This window comes from Pseudomonas corrugata (assembly GCF_050920615.1).
Taxonomy (GTDB): domain Bacteria; phylum Pseudomonadota; class Gammaproteobacteria; order Pseudomonadales; family Pseudomonadaceae; genus Aquipseudomonas; species Aquipseudomonas corrugata.
Genome location: NZ_CP130434.1, coordinates 2,442,708 through 2,457,405 on the forward strand (window position 1 = coordinate 2,442,708; position 14,698 = coordinate 2,457,405).

Below are 14,698 nucleotides of genomic sequence, written 5' to 3' on the forward strand. Positions count from 1 at the left end.
AGTGATGAGGTGAGCTTAGTTGATGGGGGCAGCTGTTCAGTTGCGCTGGGTCAGGGGAAGGCTTTGGAGTGTAGGGGCGAGCAAACTCGCTCCCACGGGGTTCCGGTTGAACCTGATCTCAGCTTGGTATTAGCGCCGTACCTGATATTTCGGCGTCGCCTGCGTCGAGATTTCGTGGTCGCTTTCCTTGGTAGGTTGCGCAGTCATGTGCGGCAGCGAAGCGACGTGAACGGTTCGCGCAGGAATCGCGAAGCGCACGCCGATTTTCGCGAATTCTTCCATCATGCCCAGGTTGATCGCCTGCTGGATGTCCATGTAGATGTTGTAGCCGGGGTCCAGCACGATATACACCGTTTCGAATTCCAGCGCGCTCTGGCCGATACCGCGAAAGTGCGAGCGGTCGAAGCGGGTCTTTTCCTGCGCCTTGATGATGCGTTCGACGATGACCGGCACCTGCCTGAGCTGTTCCGTGGAGCAGTCGAGGGGCAGGGCGAATTCGAAAACGATGCGTCGTTCCTGAAGCCGTTTGTAGTTCTGGATGGTGGTGCTGATCATCTGCGCGTTGGCCATCACGATCTGTTCGCCGCCCAGGCTGCGGATCCGTGTGGTCTTCAGGCCGACGTGTTCGACGGTACCGGCCAGGGAACCGACGACGATGAAGTCGCCGACTTCGAAGGGTTTGTCCACGGCAATGGACAGCGAGGCAAACAGGTCGCCGAGGATGTTCTGTACCGCGAGCGCCACGGCGATGCCGCCGACGCCGAGGCTGGCGATAAACGCGGTGATATTCACACCGAGGTTGGAGAGCATCGCCAATAGCACCATGCCCCAGAGAAATACCTTCGCGCCCCACAGGCTAAGGGTCGCCAGGGCACTTTTCTGATGGATTTCGGTGTGGTTGTGGCGGGCAAAATAATGCAGGAGCGCTAGGGCGATCGCCCGGTTGGCCCACAGTCCCATCTGCAGGGCCGCCACTACGAACCAGAGACTGCTGACCCGACCGAGCCAACGCGCCGGCAAGTCCAGGACGCCGATGCCGATCAGGATCGAGGCCAGCAACAACAGAGTGTTGCTGGTGCTGGAGAGCACTTCGACGGCGATGTGGCTGAGATAGGCGTTCGGCTTTTGCGCCCGGGTCCGTACATTCCTCAGGAGGAAGCCGATGCTCACCCTGGCGACGATAAAGCTCACTGTCATCACGCCGAGGGCGAGCAGCCAGTTGGCGATGGAGATGCCCAGCAACTGGGTATCGGTAAAGATTTCAAGGGAGCTTGAGTCCATGGATCGGTCACCTGCGCCGTTGCGTTTCGGATTCCGGCCCTATCGAGTACAAGTCATTAGCGTGAGAGTCTGGACAGGGCCACGAACTTCATTAGGCGGTGTGAGGTATGGGCCGTTCAATTTTGTTACCTGCCAGCGGTTGCGGGCACCGAGAGGTGCGGCGTAATTTCCAGTGCAAGTCCGATGAAAGAGTGAAAGCCATGCACATGACTGCACTGAGTGACGATGATCTGGGCCCCTTGCGCGAAGCGCTCATCCTGGCCGGTTTGCCTGCGGATGACCTGAGCCTGCCCGGCCGGCGGTTTTTCAGGTTCAGACAGCAGGACAGTGACCTGGCGTTTGGCGGGATCGAGGGGGCGGGGCTGCCCACGGTTATCAGGTCCAGGAGCGTTCGCTGGCGCCCACGTCAATCGGCGCGACGGTTCAGTTCAGGAGCTTATGCCCGGCTTCGGCCACTTACCTGAGCAAGCGACTCACTTAACGCAACAGGTGTACCGCCAGTCCGGCCAGCCCGCACGCCACCAATACCTGGATCACGCCCCGCTTGTAGCGAAACAATGCAATGGCCGCCAACAGGGCAATGATTGCCGATGGCCAATCCAGCGCACCGGCAAAGCCGCTGGGCCAGAGCACGTGGTAGCCGAAGAAGCACGCCAGGTTGAGGATCACGCCGACCACTGCCGCGGTAATCGCCGTCAGCGGTGCGGTGAACTTCAGGGCGTTGTGGGTCGATTCGACCAATGGGCCGCCGGCCAGGATGAACAGAAACGAAGGCAGGAAGGTGAACCAGGTCACCAGGGTGGCCGCCACGGCGCCGGCGAGAAAGGCCTGTTCGGGGCCGAACACCTGCATCACATAGCCGCCAACGAAACCGACGAAAGCCACCACCATGATCAAGGGGCCTGGGGTGGTTTCACCCAGGGCCAGGCCGTCGATCATCTGTGTCGGCGTCAGCCAGCCGAAGTGTGTAACGGCTCCCTGATACACGTAAGGCAGAACCGCATAGGCGCCACCGAAAGTCAGCAACGCCGCCTTGGTGAAGAACCAGGCCATCTGCGTGAAGGTGCCTTCCCAGCCGAACATCAGAGTCAACAGGCCCATCGGCAAGATCCACAGCAAGGCACCGATGACTGCCAGACGGATCAGCCTGAAGCTGCTGAACCGGGCATGGTCGGGGGGTGGGGTGTCATCGTCGATCAGGGCTGGCCCGAAGGATCGATGCCCGGCGGCCTGGCCGCCGAGGCTGAATTTTTCCGGCGCCCAGCGACCACCGAAATAGCCGATGACGGCGGCCCCCATCACGATCAGCGGAAAGGGGACATTGAAAGCGAATATTGCAGCGAACGACGCGATGGCGATTGCCCACAACCCACTGTTCTGGAGCGCACGGGAGCCTATGCGGTGAGCGGCATGGGCGACTATTGCCGTCACGGCGGGCTTGATGCCATAGAAAATGCCGGCCACCACCGGCACTTCACCGAAAGCGACGTACAGCCATGACAATGTGATGAGGATAAACAGCGAAGGTAGTACGAAGAGCGCGCCAGCGATGACTCCGCCCCGACCACGGTGCATCAGCCAACCCAGGTAGGTCGCCAACTGCTGGGCCTCGGGTCCCGGCAACAGCATGCAGTAGTTGAGGGCATGCAGGAAACGCCGTTCGGAAATCCAGCGCCGGCGCTCCACCAGCTCCTGATGCATGATCGCGATCTGTCCTGCCGGCCCGCCAAAACTGATGAAGCCCAATTTGAGCCAGAACCAGAAAGCTTCGCGCAGGCTGACGGTCGAGGGGGCTTCGATGGTTTGGGAGGGTTTTTCCATGGTCGGCGGTGCACTTGCAGGTGGAAGGCGATCTACGTTATGGGGCGTTACGTAATTTGGATAGCCCCCGCCAGGGTTTCCCTGTAAAAAACACCTCCCTTCACCGGCTTGAAACATAGTCCTTGAACACTCACCGACCGAATCGACGTCACTGCTTTCTACAGGGCTGCCCAAGGAGCGGGTCAATGAAACAACGTTTTGCGATAGCCATGCTGCTCGCGCTGACTATGGGCTGCATGGGAACGGGCAATGCCCGTGAGTCACGTAATGCCCGGGCGGAATCCGTCGCCGGGGTATTCGATTACTACCTGCTGTCACTGTCCTGGTCCCCGACGTTCTGCCTCACTCACTCGGGCGATGCCCAATGCTCCGGCAAAGGCTATGGCTTTGTCCTGCACGGCCTCTGGCCGCAATACGCCAAGGGTGGCTGGCCGCAATCCTGTGAGCCGAGGGTGCCGCTTACGGTTACCGAGCGGGAAAAGGGCCTGACGCTGTTTCCGACCCGCAAGTTGCTGGAGCACGAGTGGACCAAGCACGGCACTTGCAGCGGCCTCGGCGCCATGGGCTTTCTGGAGGCGTCCGACAAGGCGTTGGCGAGGGTGAAAATTCCGTCGCAGCTGCAACCCCCCGGTTCCTCGTACTATTTTGAGGCCGAGGAGATCGCCCGGCTGTTCCGTCAACGCAACCCCGGTATTCCGGCCGATGGTATTGCAGTCATCTGCAACGGGCCGCAATTGTCGGAAGTCCGAGTGTGCATGGACAAAAATCTGGTGTTCACCCGTTGCGGCAGGGGCGTCAGGACGCAGTGCCGGGGCGGAGATATCCGGGTGCCGCCAGTGCGTTGACAGCTCTTGTGGCGAGGGGATTTATCCCCGCTGGGCTGCGAAGCGGCCCTGAACCCTGACTCCACGGTGTATCAGACAAGACATCGGTTGGGACTGCCAGGCAGCCCCGCGAAATAAATCCCCTCGCTACGAGAGTCGGGTGCTGATTTTGGATCCGCTTTTCCGCCCATCAGCTGGGTCGCACCGGCAAATTGCCGCCCTACAAGCGGTAGGCTAAGCTCTCGCCTATAGGGGGCTTTGAGCGATTCGCTCATGCTTTGCCCTCCCGGGAATCCGTTTGCCTATCCTCATCCATGATCCGCTCAATACCCCCGGCGGTGCCCTCAAGCGCCTGCCGTTGCTCAAGGCAGCGGTGGCGTTTATCGCGGCGGTCTGCCTGTGCCTGTGCGGTTTGCTTTATCTGCAACTGGAACAGTCCCGACGCCACGACCTCGAGGCCGCGGGTATTGCCTCGGCCAACCTTACCCGGGCCATGGCCCAGCAGGCCCAGGATACTTTTGTGCAGGCTGACCTGGTGCTGAGCAGCCTGACCGACTGGATTCAGGTCGATGGCTTCGGCCCGGCGCTGCAACCGCGTCTGCACAAAACCTTTGCCCGACGCGTGCAGTCACTGGAGCAGTTGCACGGCCTGTTTCTGTTCGACAAGAGCGGGCACTGGGTCGTTACCTCCTTTGATGACTTGCAAAAAGGCGAGGGGGTGGCGGACCGGGAGTATTTCGTTTTCCATCAGCAGAACGCTTCGTTGATCGCCCATATCGGGCCGGCTATTCGCAGCCGACAAAATGGCGATTGGATCATCCCCATCTCCCGGCGCGTGAATGATCAGGACGGCAATTTCCAGGGCGTGCTGCTGGCCGGGATCAAGATGTCCTACTTCGATAAGTTCTTCAAAAGCTTCAGCCTCGACGACAAGGACGAGATGACCCTGGCCTTGTCCGACGGAACCTTGCTGGCCCGCCGTCCCTTCGATGAGACGCAGATTGGCCGGACCGTGTCCCAGGAGAGCCTCTTTCGGCATGACCCGCGGATCAAGGACCCCGACACCGCGATGATCCGCTCCGCCGACGGCGTTGTCAGGCTGTATGATCACCGGCACTTGCAGGCCTATCCGCTGATGGTCACTGTCGCAATGTCCGAAAAGGCGATCCTCGCCGGCTGGTATGGCAAAGCCTTTCAGTCCAGTCTCATCGTGGCCCTGGTGGTCACGGGCATTTGCTTGTTCGGTTGGGTGTTTGTGCGCCAGGTGCGTAACAGCGAGCGGATCGAAGCCGACCTGCGCAAGGCCCAGGAAGCGTTGAGGCTGATTGCCACCCATGACAGCCTGACCGGGCTGGCGAATCGTCGGCTGTTCGAGCGGGCTCTGGACATCGAATTTGGCCGGGGCGCCCGCCAACGCTCTCCGTTAAGCCTGATCCTGCTCGATATCGACTACTTCAAGCGCTACAACGACGCCTACGGGCATGTGGCCGGGGACCATTGCCTGGCGGAAGTGGCGAAATTGCTCAGGGGTTGCTGCCATCGCAAGGCCGACCTGGCTGTACGTTATGGTGGTGAAGAGTTCGCCGTGCTGCTGCCCGATACCGACCTGCAGGGTGCCATGACGTTGGCTGAGCAGATCCGCCGGAGTCTCGTCGATAAGCACATCACTCATTCCGGGTCCCCCACCGGCTATCTGACGATGAGCCTGGGCTGCCACGCCTTCGTGCCAAGCAGCCTGGACAGTATCGAGGTCTTTATCCAGAGGGCCGATGCGGCGCTTTATCAGGCCAAGCACAGTGGCCGCAATCGGGTGGCGGTGTGGTCGATTGAAGGTGGCCTCGATACGCTGGAGCGTTCGGACCGTTGAGATCCGTTGGAATCATCGCCGGCTGAAGAAGGTCCATTGCTCAGGCAACTCGCCGTCAGTTGATCGGACAGGAGCAGGTAAATGGAGACCGCCGCCGATATTCCTTCCAATGTCATGCGCCACACGCCGATTACCCGGCGCCTGGTGGTCGCGGTCGCCGGGTTGTTTGTCCTGGGCGTCCTGGTGGCCGTTGCGGCATTGTTCAACATTGCACGGGAGCTGGACGCAGAGGACGTGCGCAAGACGCACTTCTACACCGAGCGCGCCGTGGAAAATCGCATCATTGCGTCAAAAAACTACATCACCAGCTACACCTACTGGACCACCGCCTATGAGCACCTCAACGGTGAGGTCGATGTGCAGTGGGCCTACGCGGAACAGAACATGGGCAAGACCCTGTTCACCAATGATGGGTATGAGGGTGTGTTCGTCGTCGACCGTGAGCGCACCAAATACGCGGTGGTGCGGGGGCAAAATGTTCAGGCAGAAGCGACAGCGTATCTCGACCTACCGTTAAAGGACCTGGTGGATCAGCTCCAGGGGCAGTCTGATCTCACCGTTCCTGCGGTCCGCTACACGTTGTTCGATGGCTGGCCAGCCATCGTCACCGCGTCGGTGATCCTGCCGAATGACGAGCGTCCCCGGGTCGACGCCAAGGGAACGTCGATCCTGTTGTTCGTCGACCAACTGACCTACGTCAAACTGCGCGCGCTGGGCAAGCGTTATGGCCTCACCGACCTGAATCTCAAGAAGGACAACGCGCTTGCGCCCGGTCAGCCTGCGGTGCCGCTGGACAGCACCGGCTACAGCCTGGTCTCCCGTCTCGAACAGCCGGGCCGGCAATTGCTTTGGTCCTTGATGCCACCACTGGGTGGGGCGCTGCTGATCCTTGTGCTGCTCACTGCCTACTTTTTCCGCTACGCCCTGCGTACTGCAAGGCAGGTGGATGCCAGCTACGACAGCCTGGAGCGTTCGACCCTGGCCCTGGAAGCCAGCGAGGAGCGTTTCCGGGCCGTGGCCGAGGCCGCTTCCGACTGGATCTGGGAAATCGATGCTCAACAGCACATCACTTATCTGTCGGGCCGCTTCAATACGGTCACCGGTTTTCCCGCCGAGCAATGGCGGGGCCAGGACATCGAGCAACTGCTGTATTGCGACACCACCCCGATTACCCTGTGGCTGGGGAGCCTGACGGAAGAACAGAGTGCGAGCAACCTGCGTTGTTCCTACCGCGATCAATCCGGACAACTGCGCTTTTGCCGGGTATCGGCGCGGCCAATCTACGACAGGTCCGAAGTGGTCGGGTACCGCGGCACCGCCAGCGACATCACCGATGAGGTGGCTGCCCACGCCCAGGTCCAGCATCTGTCGATGCACGATGCACTGACCGGGCTGCCGAACCGCAACAAGTTGGCGCGGCACCTGGATGAGGCGCTGGTCGCCAAGGAGCATTCCGCTCCCTTGACCTTGCTGATGGTGGATCTGGACAACTTCAAGCCGATCAACGACTCCTTGGGCCACCCTGCCGGCGACGCGGTGCTGCTGGAAGTTGCACAGCGCCTGCGTGACAGTACCCGTGAGCAGGACCTGGTGGCGCGACTGGGCGGCGATGAATTCGTCGTGGTGCTCAGCGGGATGGAGAACACTACTGAGATCGACCGATTCTGCGCGCGGTTGATCGAGAGCTTGCAGCAACCGATTCACTACGAAACCCATGCCCTTCACATCGGCGCCAGCATTGGCATTGCCGTGAGTCGTCGCCAGGGTTATGTGCCTGGCGAGTTGATTCGCTGTGCCGACATTGCCATGTATCAGGCCAAGTCCGAAGGCAAAAGGACCTGGTGTTACTTCGCCTCGCAGATGAACGACCAGATCCAGCATCGACGCCAGCTGGAAAGCGACCTGCGCCAGGCGCTGAAGAACAACGAATTCATCTTGCATTTCCAGCCACGCTACAAAGTCGACGGCCGGGAGATCGTAGCCGTCGAGGCATTGGTGCGCTGGCAACATCCCACCCAGGGCCTGCTCGGCCCCGACGCTTTCATTCCGCTGGCCGAGCAGACCGACCTTATTGTTCCGCTATCGCGTTGGGTGTTACGTGAGGCTTGCGAAACCGCGCTGACCTGGCCGGGGAACCTGATGGTTTCGGTCAATCTGTCGCCAGCGCAGTTCGAGCGCAGCGATGTGGTGGAGGACGTACGGCAGGTGCTGGTCGAAACCCGTTTCCCAGCGAGTCGCCTGGAGCTCGAGATCACCGAGAATGTGATGCTCAACGATGTGGACGGTGCCCTCCAGGTCATGAATACCCTGAAAGAACTGGGGGTGCGTCTGAACATGGACGATTTCGGCACCGGATACTCCTCCCTGGGGTACTTGCGCACCTATCCCTTCGATGGCATCAAGATCGACAAGCGCTTTATCGCGTCCATGAGCAACAGCAGCAACGACCGCGCGGTGGTCCAGGCGATCATCAACCTGGGCAAGGCGATGGGCCTGACCGTCACGGCCGAGGGCGTGGAAACCCTGGCCCAGTTGGGTTCGCTTGGTTCGGATCAATGCCATGAGGTACAGGGCTATTTCCTCAGTCGTCCGATCGATAAACAGGCTTTTTCGAACTTGTTGGAGAACCCGCAGGCGCTGCCGAAAACCGGTTCCTGAAAACCCCTGACGTCCTGGCACTTTGAGGTCCTTGCCCATGAAAAAGCTGCGCATCGCGACTTTCAATATCAATGGCATTCGCGCCCGGCTGCCCAACCTGCTGGAGTGGCTGGAGCGGGAGAAACCCGACATCGCCTGTCTTCAGGAACTCAAGGCGCTCGACAAGGATTTCCCGGCGGCCGAGCTGGAGTCGGTGGGGTATGGCTCGATCTGGCACGGCCAGGCATCCTGGAACGGCGTGGCGATACTGGCCCGAGACGCGCAACCACTGGAAAGCCGGCGCGGCTTGCCGGGCGATGAGGGCGACAGCCACAGCCGCTATCTGGAGGCGGCCGTACATGGCGTGCTGGTAGGTTGTCTTTACCTGCCCAACGGCAATCCGCAGCCAGGGCCCAAGTTCGATTACAAACTGGCGTGGTTTGAACGGCTGATTGATTACGCCCAGGCGTTGCAGGCCAGCGATCATCCCGTGGTGCTGGCTGGCGACTACAACGTGGTGCCCACCGACATGGATATCTACAACCCCCGTTCCTGGCTCAAGGATGCGCTGCTGCAACCCGAAAGTCGCGAGTGCTACCAACGGTTGCTGGATCAAGGCTGGACGGACTCGCTGCGCCAGTTGTACCCGGACGAGCGGATCTACACCTTCTGGGACTATTTCCGGCAGCACTGGCAGAAAAACTCCGGGCTGCGGATCGATCACCTGCTGCTCAACCCTGCGGCAAGCCCTTATCTGAGTGAGGCGGGCGTGGACGCCTGGGTCAGGAACCAGCCGCACCCCAGTGATCATGCCCCTACCTGGATCCGGCTGGCTTCTCGCAAGCGGCGCTGAAAGTCCAACGTATCTCGGTCCGTTGTTGTCTATGGAAGGGTAATGCCTTATATCTGGCGCCAAACACAGCATGCTGCCTGTCAGCCCTGCACCGGACCAGGAAAAGGACACCCTTATGAGCCAGCCCCGACTGAGCGATTCGCGCCGTTATCTGCAACGCTTGGGCTTCGACACCCCGCCAGCCCCGACGCTCGATACATTGCGCCAGCTTCAAAATCGCCACACGGCCGAATTCTCCTTTGAAACCCTCTCGACGCTGCTGCGCCAACCGGTGCCCATCGATTTCGAGTCGGTGGAGCGCAAGGTTTTCGAGCAGGGCCGTGGCGGCTACTGCTACGAGCTCAACCAGTTGTTCCTGGCCCTGCTGCAGGAACTGGGTTTCGACGCCCGCGGAATCACCGGCCGTGTGGTGATGAACGCCCCCGAGGGCGCTTGGACCGCCCGGACCCATCGCCTGAGCCTGGTAACGATTGGCGGCGTGCGCTACACCACCGATGTCGGCTTTGGTGGCATGGTTCCCACCGGGCCACTGCTGCTGGACAGCCGTGACATCCAGGCTACTCCCCATGAGCCGTATCGCATCGAGGACCATCCGGACGGCTACCTGCTGCGTGCCAACGTTGGGGGCGAGTGGCGACCGATGTACCTGTTCGACCTTCAACGCCAGGAGGAGATCGACTACACCCTGGGTAACTGGTACGTCTGCAACCATCCTGACTCCCCGTTCATGGGCCGGCTGATGGTGGCCCGCACTGGTGACGGTTTGCGCAAGACCCTCAACGGCAACAGCTATGCCGTGCACCGGATGGGGCAGGAGAGCGTGCGACGGCTTATCACCGATGCCGATGAACTGATCGATCTGTTGGAAAACGAATTCGGCCTGCGGGTACCGCCACGGGAATTGTTACGACCTGCGGTGGCGGGGCTTATCTAGTGGCCTGTACGGTTGATTTGAGTAAACGAATTAGCCACACAGGCCACTAGGGGGGCGTTTCGCTACTCGGGCAGGGCAAGTTCCCTTGCCGCGTTGATGCGGTGATGGAAAGTTGTATACAACTCTATGGACATTTGTCCTGAGTTTTGAATACAGTGTGCCCATAACAAAAAAACAGGGAACCCCCGAACCATGAAAACGCCCCATGTTTCACTCCCACGGCCCGAGGACGAAAACCTTGGTGTCGGCGCGAATATGGCTTACGGCCTGCAGCACGTGTTGACCATGTACGGCGGTATTGTCGCGGTGCCCTTGATCATCGGCCAGGCGGCAGGTCTGTCCTCGGCGGACATCGGCCTGTTGATTGCAGCGTCATTGTTTGCAGGGGGGCTGGCGACCCTGTTGCAAACCCTCGGCCTGCCGTTTTTCGGTTGCCAACTGCCGTTGGTGCAAGGCGTATCGTTCTCCGGTGTTGCGACCATGGTGGCGATTGTCGGAACCGGCGGAGAGGGCGGCTTCCAAGCCATCCTGGGGGCCGTGGTCGCCGCGTCCCTGATCGGTTTGCTGATCACACCGGTGTTCTCGCGAATCACTCGTTTCTTTCCGCCACTGGTCACCGGCATCGTCATCACCACCATTGGCCTGACGTTGATGCCGGTAGCAGCGCGCTGGGCCATGGGCGGCAACAGTCACGCCGCTGATTTCGGCAGCATGGCCAACATCGGCCTGGCTGCGGTCACGCTGGTGCTGGTGCTGTTGCTCAGCAAGATGGGCAGCGCGACCATTTCCCGCTTGTCGATTCTGCTGGCGATGGTCATTGGGACGGTGATCGCGGTGTTCCTTGGCATGGCGGACTTTTCATCCGTTGGCGAAGGCCCGATGTTCGGCTTTCCCACGCCATTTCACTTCGGCATGCCGACCTTCCACATCGCCGCGATCCTGTCGATGTGCATCGTGATCATGGTGACCCTGGTGGAGACCTCGGCCGACATCCTGGCGGTGGGCGAGATCATCGACACCAAGGTCGACTCAAGGCGCTTGGGTAACGGTCTGCGGGCCGACATGCTGTCGAGCATGATCGCGCCGATCTTCGGTTCCTTCACCCAGAGTGCTTTTGCCCAGAACGTCGGCCTGGTGGCAGTGACTGGGATCAAGAGCCGTTTCGTGGTCGCCACGGGAGGCGTGTTCCTGGTGGTACTGGGGTTGTTGCCATTCATGGGCCGGCTGATCGCTGCGGTACCCACTTCGGTCTTGGGGGGCGCGGGTATCGTGCTGTTCGGTACCGTGGCCGCCAGCGGCATCCGAACCCTGTCGAAAGTGGACTACCGCAACAATGTCAATCTGATCATCGTTGCCACCTCCATCGGCTTCGGCATGATCCCCATCGCCGCGCCAGGCTTCTACGACCATTTCCCGAGCTGGTTCGCGACGATCTTCCATTCGGGCATCAGTTCCTCGGCGATCATGGCGATCATCCTGAACCTGGCCTTCAATCACTTCACCGCAGGCAACTCCGATCAGCAATCAGTCTTTGCCGCCGGCACTGAGCGGGTGCTGCGTTATCAGGACCTGGCGGCGCTGCGTGAAGGCGATTATTTCAGCGACGGCAAGCTGCATGACTGTGACGGCAACGAGATTCCGGTGCTGGAAGAGCCTTCCCACCCGACCGCGGAGCATGGGCCGGTACGACTGAAAAGCAGTGAACATGTCTGACTTTGCCAACTGAGCATCAGCGGCAAATCCCCTGTGGGAGCGAGCAAGCCCGCTCCCACAGGTATTGTGGTGTTCACATAAAAAAACAGCTTGTGATCCTTGATCACAGGCTGTTTTTTGTTCGGTTACCAGCGACCGTAATGACCGCGTGGTGGGCCGTAGTAGTAGCCCCGTGGTGGCCCGTAATACACCGGCGCCGGGCGATAGTAGATAGGCCGCTCGATGTACACCGGCTGTGGCTCGTAATAGACCGGTGGGGGTTGTTGGACATAAACCGGTTGCGGCTGGACGTAGACCGGTTGTTGCACGTACACCGGCCGGTCACGGTTGATGAGCGCCGAGCCGACAATAGCCGAACCGACGATTGCACCAAACACTGCGGGTCCCTCCCAACCACCGCGACCATGGGCGGATGCCTGGCCGGTGACCGCGAGTGCCCCCATGAGCAGGGCGATGACAGGGAGTTTACGATTCATGGTGATTCCTCGTCTGGCCCCGTTTGTAACAGACCGATATAGGGTCACGGGGATACTTGCTCTGACAACGATTTTCCCAGGATTTGCACCGCCGTTGGGTAAATATTGTGTAAGGTCGGGCGGGCGGTGATCCCGCTTGTCAGAAAGTGAATGCAAAGGAAACAAACATGCAAATCAATCCCAACAAAGACACCCAGTTGTGCATGTCGCTGTCGGGGCGTCCCGGGAATTTCGGCCTGCGTTTTCATAATCACCTGTACGAGCAGCTGGGCCTGAATTTCTACTACAAGGCCTTCAGCAGTCGGGACTTGCCCGGTGCGGTCGGCGGTATCCGCGCGCTGGGCATTCGCGGGTGCGGGGTATCGATGCCGTTCAAGGAAGCCTGCATAGCCTTGGTCGATGAGCTGGACGCCTCCGCCGCGGCGATCCAGTCCATCAATACCATCGTCAACACTGATGGCCATTTGAAGGCGTATAACACCGACTACATCGCCGTCGCTCAATTGCTGCACACCCATGCCGTGCCCAAAGATTCGACCTTCGCCCTGCGCGGCAGCGGCGGGATGGCCAAGGCCGTGGCCAGCGCCCTGCGTGACGGCGGCTATAAGCAGGGGCTGATCGTTGCCCGCAACGAAACCGCCGGACGGGCCCTGGCCGAGTCCCTGGGGTATGAGTGGCAAACTGAACTGGGCGATCAGCATCCCCGGATGCTGATCAATGTCACGCCGATCGGCATGGCCGGGGGGCCGGAAGCCGATCATCTGGCGTTTGAGCCCGACGCTATCGCCGCGGCCGAGACCGTGTTCGATGTGGTGGCAATTCCGTCGGAAACGCCGCTGATCGTTCGAGCCCGGGCTGAGGGCAAACGGGTCATCACCGGGTTGGAGGTGGTTGCGATCCAGGCTCTGGAGCAGTTCGTGTTGTATACCGGTGTGCGGCCCAGCCTGGAACAGTTCGAGAAAGCCGTAGCGTTTGCCCGGTCCGCATAGGACCTATTCCAGCCGCGCGAGCCGTTCTTCCAGCGCCGCGATTCGGGCTTCGAGTTCTTCGATGCGCTCCAGCGACACGCCGCTGCCGGCACCGCGCTCCACCGGGTGCTGGCGGGCGGCGAGGATCGCTTCAATCTCCGCCGGGTCGCCCATGGCGTGGACGTAGCGGTCTTCCCGCTGTCCGGCCAGGCGTGGCACCAGCAGCGCCAGTCCTCGGGCAATCAGGCGTTCAAGTTGATGCAACACCTGGTCGGTGTCTTCGAAATCATGCATGCGACCGCTACGGGTCAATAGCTCGTTGACCGTTTGTGGGCCGCGCAGGAACAGCAGGCCCATCAGGATGACCTGGGCCGGCACCAGCTCCAGGGCCTTGTCGACCCGATGCTCCCAGCGGTCGGCGCGGCTGCCCATGACCAATTTGCTAAAGCCGCGGCCCTCCAGTGCCCGCAAGCTCTGGCCGACTTGGCCAGGTGTGAGGTTCATCACCGGTTCACGGCTGGTTTTCTGGTTGCAGGCCAGTACCAGGGCGTTGAGGGTCAGCGGGTAGGTTTCCGGGTTGGTGGCCTGTTTTTCGACCAGGGCACCAAGGATGCGGATTTCCGTGCTGTTGAGCCGTGGTTCTTCGGCCTGGCCTTGTTCTTCGATGCTCATCGCGCGTCCCCTATGCTGTGAAGCCGCCTAGCCTAATCCTTGCGCAATAAAAGACAAGGTGTGCAACAAGCCGTGGCTATAATCGCCTCCGTTTGATGTATTTCTTTCCTCTCACCTGCATGAGATCGCCATGACTATTTCCCTGTACGCCGCTTCCATCCCGGTTTTCAAGCAGATGCTCAACGCCATGAGCGACGTCCTGAACAAGGCCGAAGCCCACGCGACTGCGAAAAACATCGACCCGAACGCTTTCCTGCAAGCCCGCCTGTACCCGGACATGTTTCCGCTGGTGCGTCAGGTGCAGATCGCCGTGGATTTCGCCAAGGGCGTGTCCGCTCGCCTGGCCGAGATTGAAGTGCCCAAGTATGACGACAGCGAAACTACCTTCGCCGAGCTGCAAGCCCTGATCACCAAGGTACTGGCCTTCATCGATGGCATCAGCCCCGAGCAGGTCGATGGCAAGGAGAACATCGAGATCGTCACCCGTCCGGGCACGCCGAAGGAAAAGCGCTTTACCGGTCAGAACTACCTGCTGACCTACGGCCTGCCGCAATTCTTCTTCCACGTCACCACTACCTATGCGCTGCTGCGTCATAACGGTGTGGAAGTGGGCAAGCGCGACTACATGGGCGCGTTCTAAGCTCACAGCCAT

The 14,698-nt window shown here is 60.5% G+C and carries 13 protein-coding genes; 9 read left to right on the forward strand and 4 right to left on the reverse strand.

Annotated features, from left to right (window positions below; translation table 11 throughout):
- Nucleotides 1-129: 129 nt before the first annotated feature.
- Nucleotides 130-1,281 carry a mechanosensitive ion channel family protein gene (locus QZH45_RS11180; RefSeq protein WP_053193416.1) on the reverse strand — a complete coding sequence of 384 codons (1,152 nt, stop codon included), beginning with the start codon at nucleotides 1,279-1,281 and terminating at the stop codon, nucleotides 130-132.
- A 200-nt stretch (nucleotides 1,282-1,481) separates the two neighbouring features.
- Here QZH45_RS11180 and QZH45_RS11185 point away from each other — a divergent pair, with 200 nt between their 5' ends.
- Nucleotides 1,482-1,745, forward strand: coding sequence for a hypothetical protein (locus QZH45_RS11185; RefSeq protein ID WP_055135403.1), 264 nt, complete (start codon nucleotides 1,482-1,484; stop codon nucleotides 1,743-1,745).
- A gap of 13 nt (nucleotides 1,746-1,758) precedes the next feature.
- Here the strand turns inward: QZH45_RS11185 and chrA are convergent, their stop codons facing one another.
- Nucleotides 1,759-3,102 (reverse strand): chromate efflux transporter, encoded by a 1,344-nt coding sequence (gene chrA, locus QZH45_RS11190; RefSeq protein ID WP_055135404.1) that lies wholly within the window; start codon nucleotides 3,100-3,102, stop codon nucleotides 1,759-1,761.
- 185 nt (nucleotides 3,103-3,287) lie between these two features.
- Between chrA and QZH45_RS11195 the strand changes: the two genes are divergently transcribed.
- From QZH45_RS11195 to QZH45_RS11220, 6 genes are all read left to right on the forward strand, one after another.
- A complete protein-coding gene (locus QZH45_RS11195) occupies nucleotides 3,288-3,947 on the forward strand; it encodes a ribonuclease T2 family protein (RefSeq protein WP_055135405.1) in 660 nt (219 codons plus the stop codon).
- 277 nt (nucleotides 3,948-4,224) lie between these two features.
- The gene (locus QZH45_RS11200; protein WP_024778286.1) at nucleotides 4,225-5,793 is read left to right on the forward strand and encodes a sensor domain-containing diguanylate cyclase; all 1,569 of its coding nucleotides are present in this window, start codon (nucleotides 4,225-4,227) and stop codon (nucleotides 5,791-5,793) included.
- Nucleotides 5,794-5,874: 81 nt separating this feature from the next.
- Nucleotides 5,875-8,451 carry a bifunctional diguanylate cyclase/phosphodiesterase gene (locus tag QZH45_RS11205; RefSeq protein WP_024778287.1) on the forward strand — a complete coding sequence of 859 codons (2,577 nt, stop codon included), beginning with the start codon at nucleotides 5,875-5,877 and terminating at the stop codon, nucleotides 8,449-8,451.
- Between the two features lie 37 nt (nucleotides 8,452-8,488).
- A complete protein-coding gene (gene xth / locus QZH45_RS11210; protein WP_024778288.1) occupies nucleotides 8,489-9,283 on the forward strand; it encodes an exodeoxyribonuclease III in 795 nt (264 codons plus the stop codon).
- 115 nt (nucleotides 9,284-9,398) lie between these two features.
- A complete protein-coding gene (locus QZH45_RS11215) occupies nucleotides 9,399-10,217 on the forward strand; it encodes an arylamine N-acetyltransferase family protein (protein WP_024778289.1) in 819 nt (272 codons plus the stop codon).
- Between the two features lie 192 nt (nucleotides 10,218-10,409).
- Entirely contained in the window at nucleotides 10,410-11,930 is a 1,521-nt protein-coding gene (locus QZH45_RS11220; RefSeq protein ID WP_024778290.1) for a nucleobase:cation symporter-2 family protein, read from the forward strand.
- A gap of 125 nt (nucleotides 11,931-12,055) precedes the next feature.
- On the opposite strand, the gene QZH45_RS11225 is transcribed toward QZH45_RS11220, so the two are convergent.
- Nucleotides 12,056-12,406, reverse strand: coding sequence for a hypothetical protein (locus QZH45_RS11225; protein ID WP_024778291.1), 351 nt, complete (start codon nucleotides 12,404-12,406; stop codon nucleotides 12,056-12,058).
- Nucleotides 12,407-12,573: 167 nt separating this feature from the next.
- On the opposite strand from QZH45_RS11225, the gene QZH45_RS11230 reads away from it, so the two are divergent.
- Entirely contained in the window at nucleotides 12,574-13,395 is an 822-nt protein-coding gene (locus QZH45_RS11230) for a shikimate 5-dehydrogenase (protein ID WP_024778292.1), read from the forward strand.
- A gap of 3 nt (nucleotides 13,396-13,398) precedes the next feature.
- On the opposite strand, the gene QZH45_RS11235 is transcribed toward QZH45_RS11230, so the two are convergent.
- On the reverse strand, nucleotides 13,399-14,046 hold the full coding sequence (locus tag QZH45_RS11235; RefSeq protein WP_024778293.1) for a YceH family protein: 648 nt from the start codon (nucleotides 14,044-14,046) through the stop codon (nucleotides 13,399-13,401).
- A gap of 130 nt (nucleotides 14,047-14,176) precedes the next feature.
- On the opposite strand from QZH45_RS11235, the gene QZH45_RS11240 reads away from it, so the two are divergent.
- Nucleotides 14,177-14,686: a DUF1993 domain-containing protein gene (locus QZH45_RS11240; RefSeq protein ID WP_024778294.1), complete on the forward strand. Its 510-nt coding sequence runs from the start codon at nucleotides 14,177-14,179 to the stop codon at nucleotides 14,684-14,686.
- The last annotated feature ends 12 nt before the right edge of the window (nucleotides 14,687-14,698 follow it).

Bases quoted from the DNA above. Each gene is read 5' to 3' on its own strand.
- QZH45_RS11180 (WP_053193416.1), bottom strand. From the start codon at position 1,281: ATGGACTCAAGCTCCCTTGAAATCTTTACCGATACCCAGTTGCTGGGC.
- QZH45_RS11185 (WP_055135403.1), top strand. From the start codon at position 1,482: ATGCACATGACTGCACTGAGTGACGATGATCTGGGCCCCTTGCGCGAA.
- chrA (WP_055135404.1), bottom strand. From the start codon at position 3,102: ATGGAAAAACCCTCCCAAACCATCGAAGCCCCCTCGACCGTCAGCCTG.
- QZH45_RS11195 (WP_055135405.1), top strand. From the start codon at position 3,288: ATGAAACAACGTTTTGCGATAGCCATGCTGCTCGCGCTGACTATGGGC.
- QZH45_RS11205 (WP_024778287.1), top strand. From the start codon at position 5,875: ATGGAGACCGCCGCCGATATTCCTTCCAATGTCATGCGCCACACGCCG.
- xth (WP_024778288.1), top strand. From the start codon at position 8,489: ATGAAAAAGCTGCGCATCGCGACTTTCAATATCAATGGCATTCGCGCC.
- QZH45_RS11215 (WP_024778289.1), top strand. From the start codon at position 9,399: ATGAGCCAGCCCCGACTGAGCGATTCGCGCCGTTATCTGCAACGCTTG.
- QZH45_RS11220 (WP_024778290.1), top strand. From the start codon at position 10,410: ATGAAAACGCCCCATGTTTCACTCCCACGGCCCGAGGACGAAAACCTT.
- QZH45_RS11225 (WP_024778291.1), bottom strand. From the start codon at position 12,406: ATGAATCGTAAACTCCCTGTCATCGCCCTGCTCATGGGGGCACTCGCG.
- QZH45_RS11230 (WP_024778292.1), top strand. From the start codon at position 12,574: ATGCAAATCAATCCCAACAAAGACACCCAGTTGTGCATGTCGCTGTCG.
- QZH45_RS11235 (WP_024778293.1), bottom strand. From the start codon at position 14,046: ATGAGCATCGAAGAACAAGGCCAGGCCGAAGAACCACGGCTCAACAGC.
- QZH45_RS11240 (WP_024778294.1), top strand. From the start codon at position 14,177: ATGACTATTTCCCTGTACGCCGCTTCCATCCCGGTTTTCAAGCAGATG.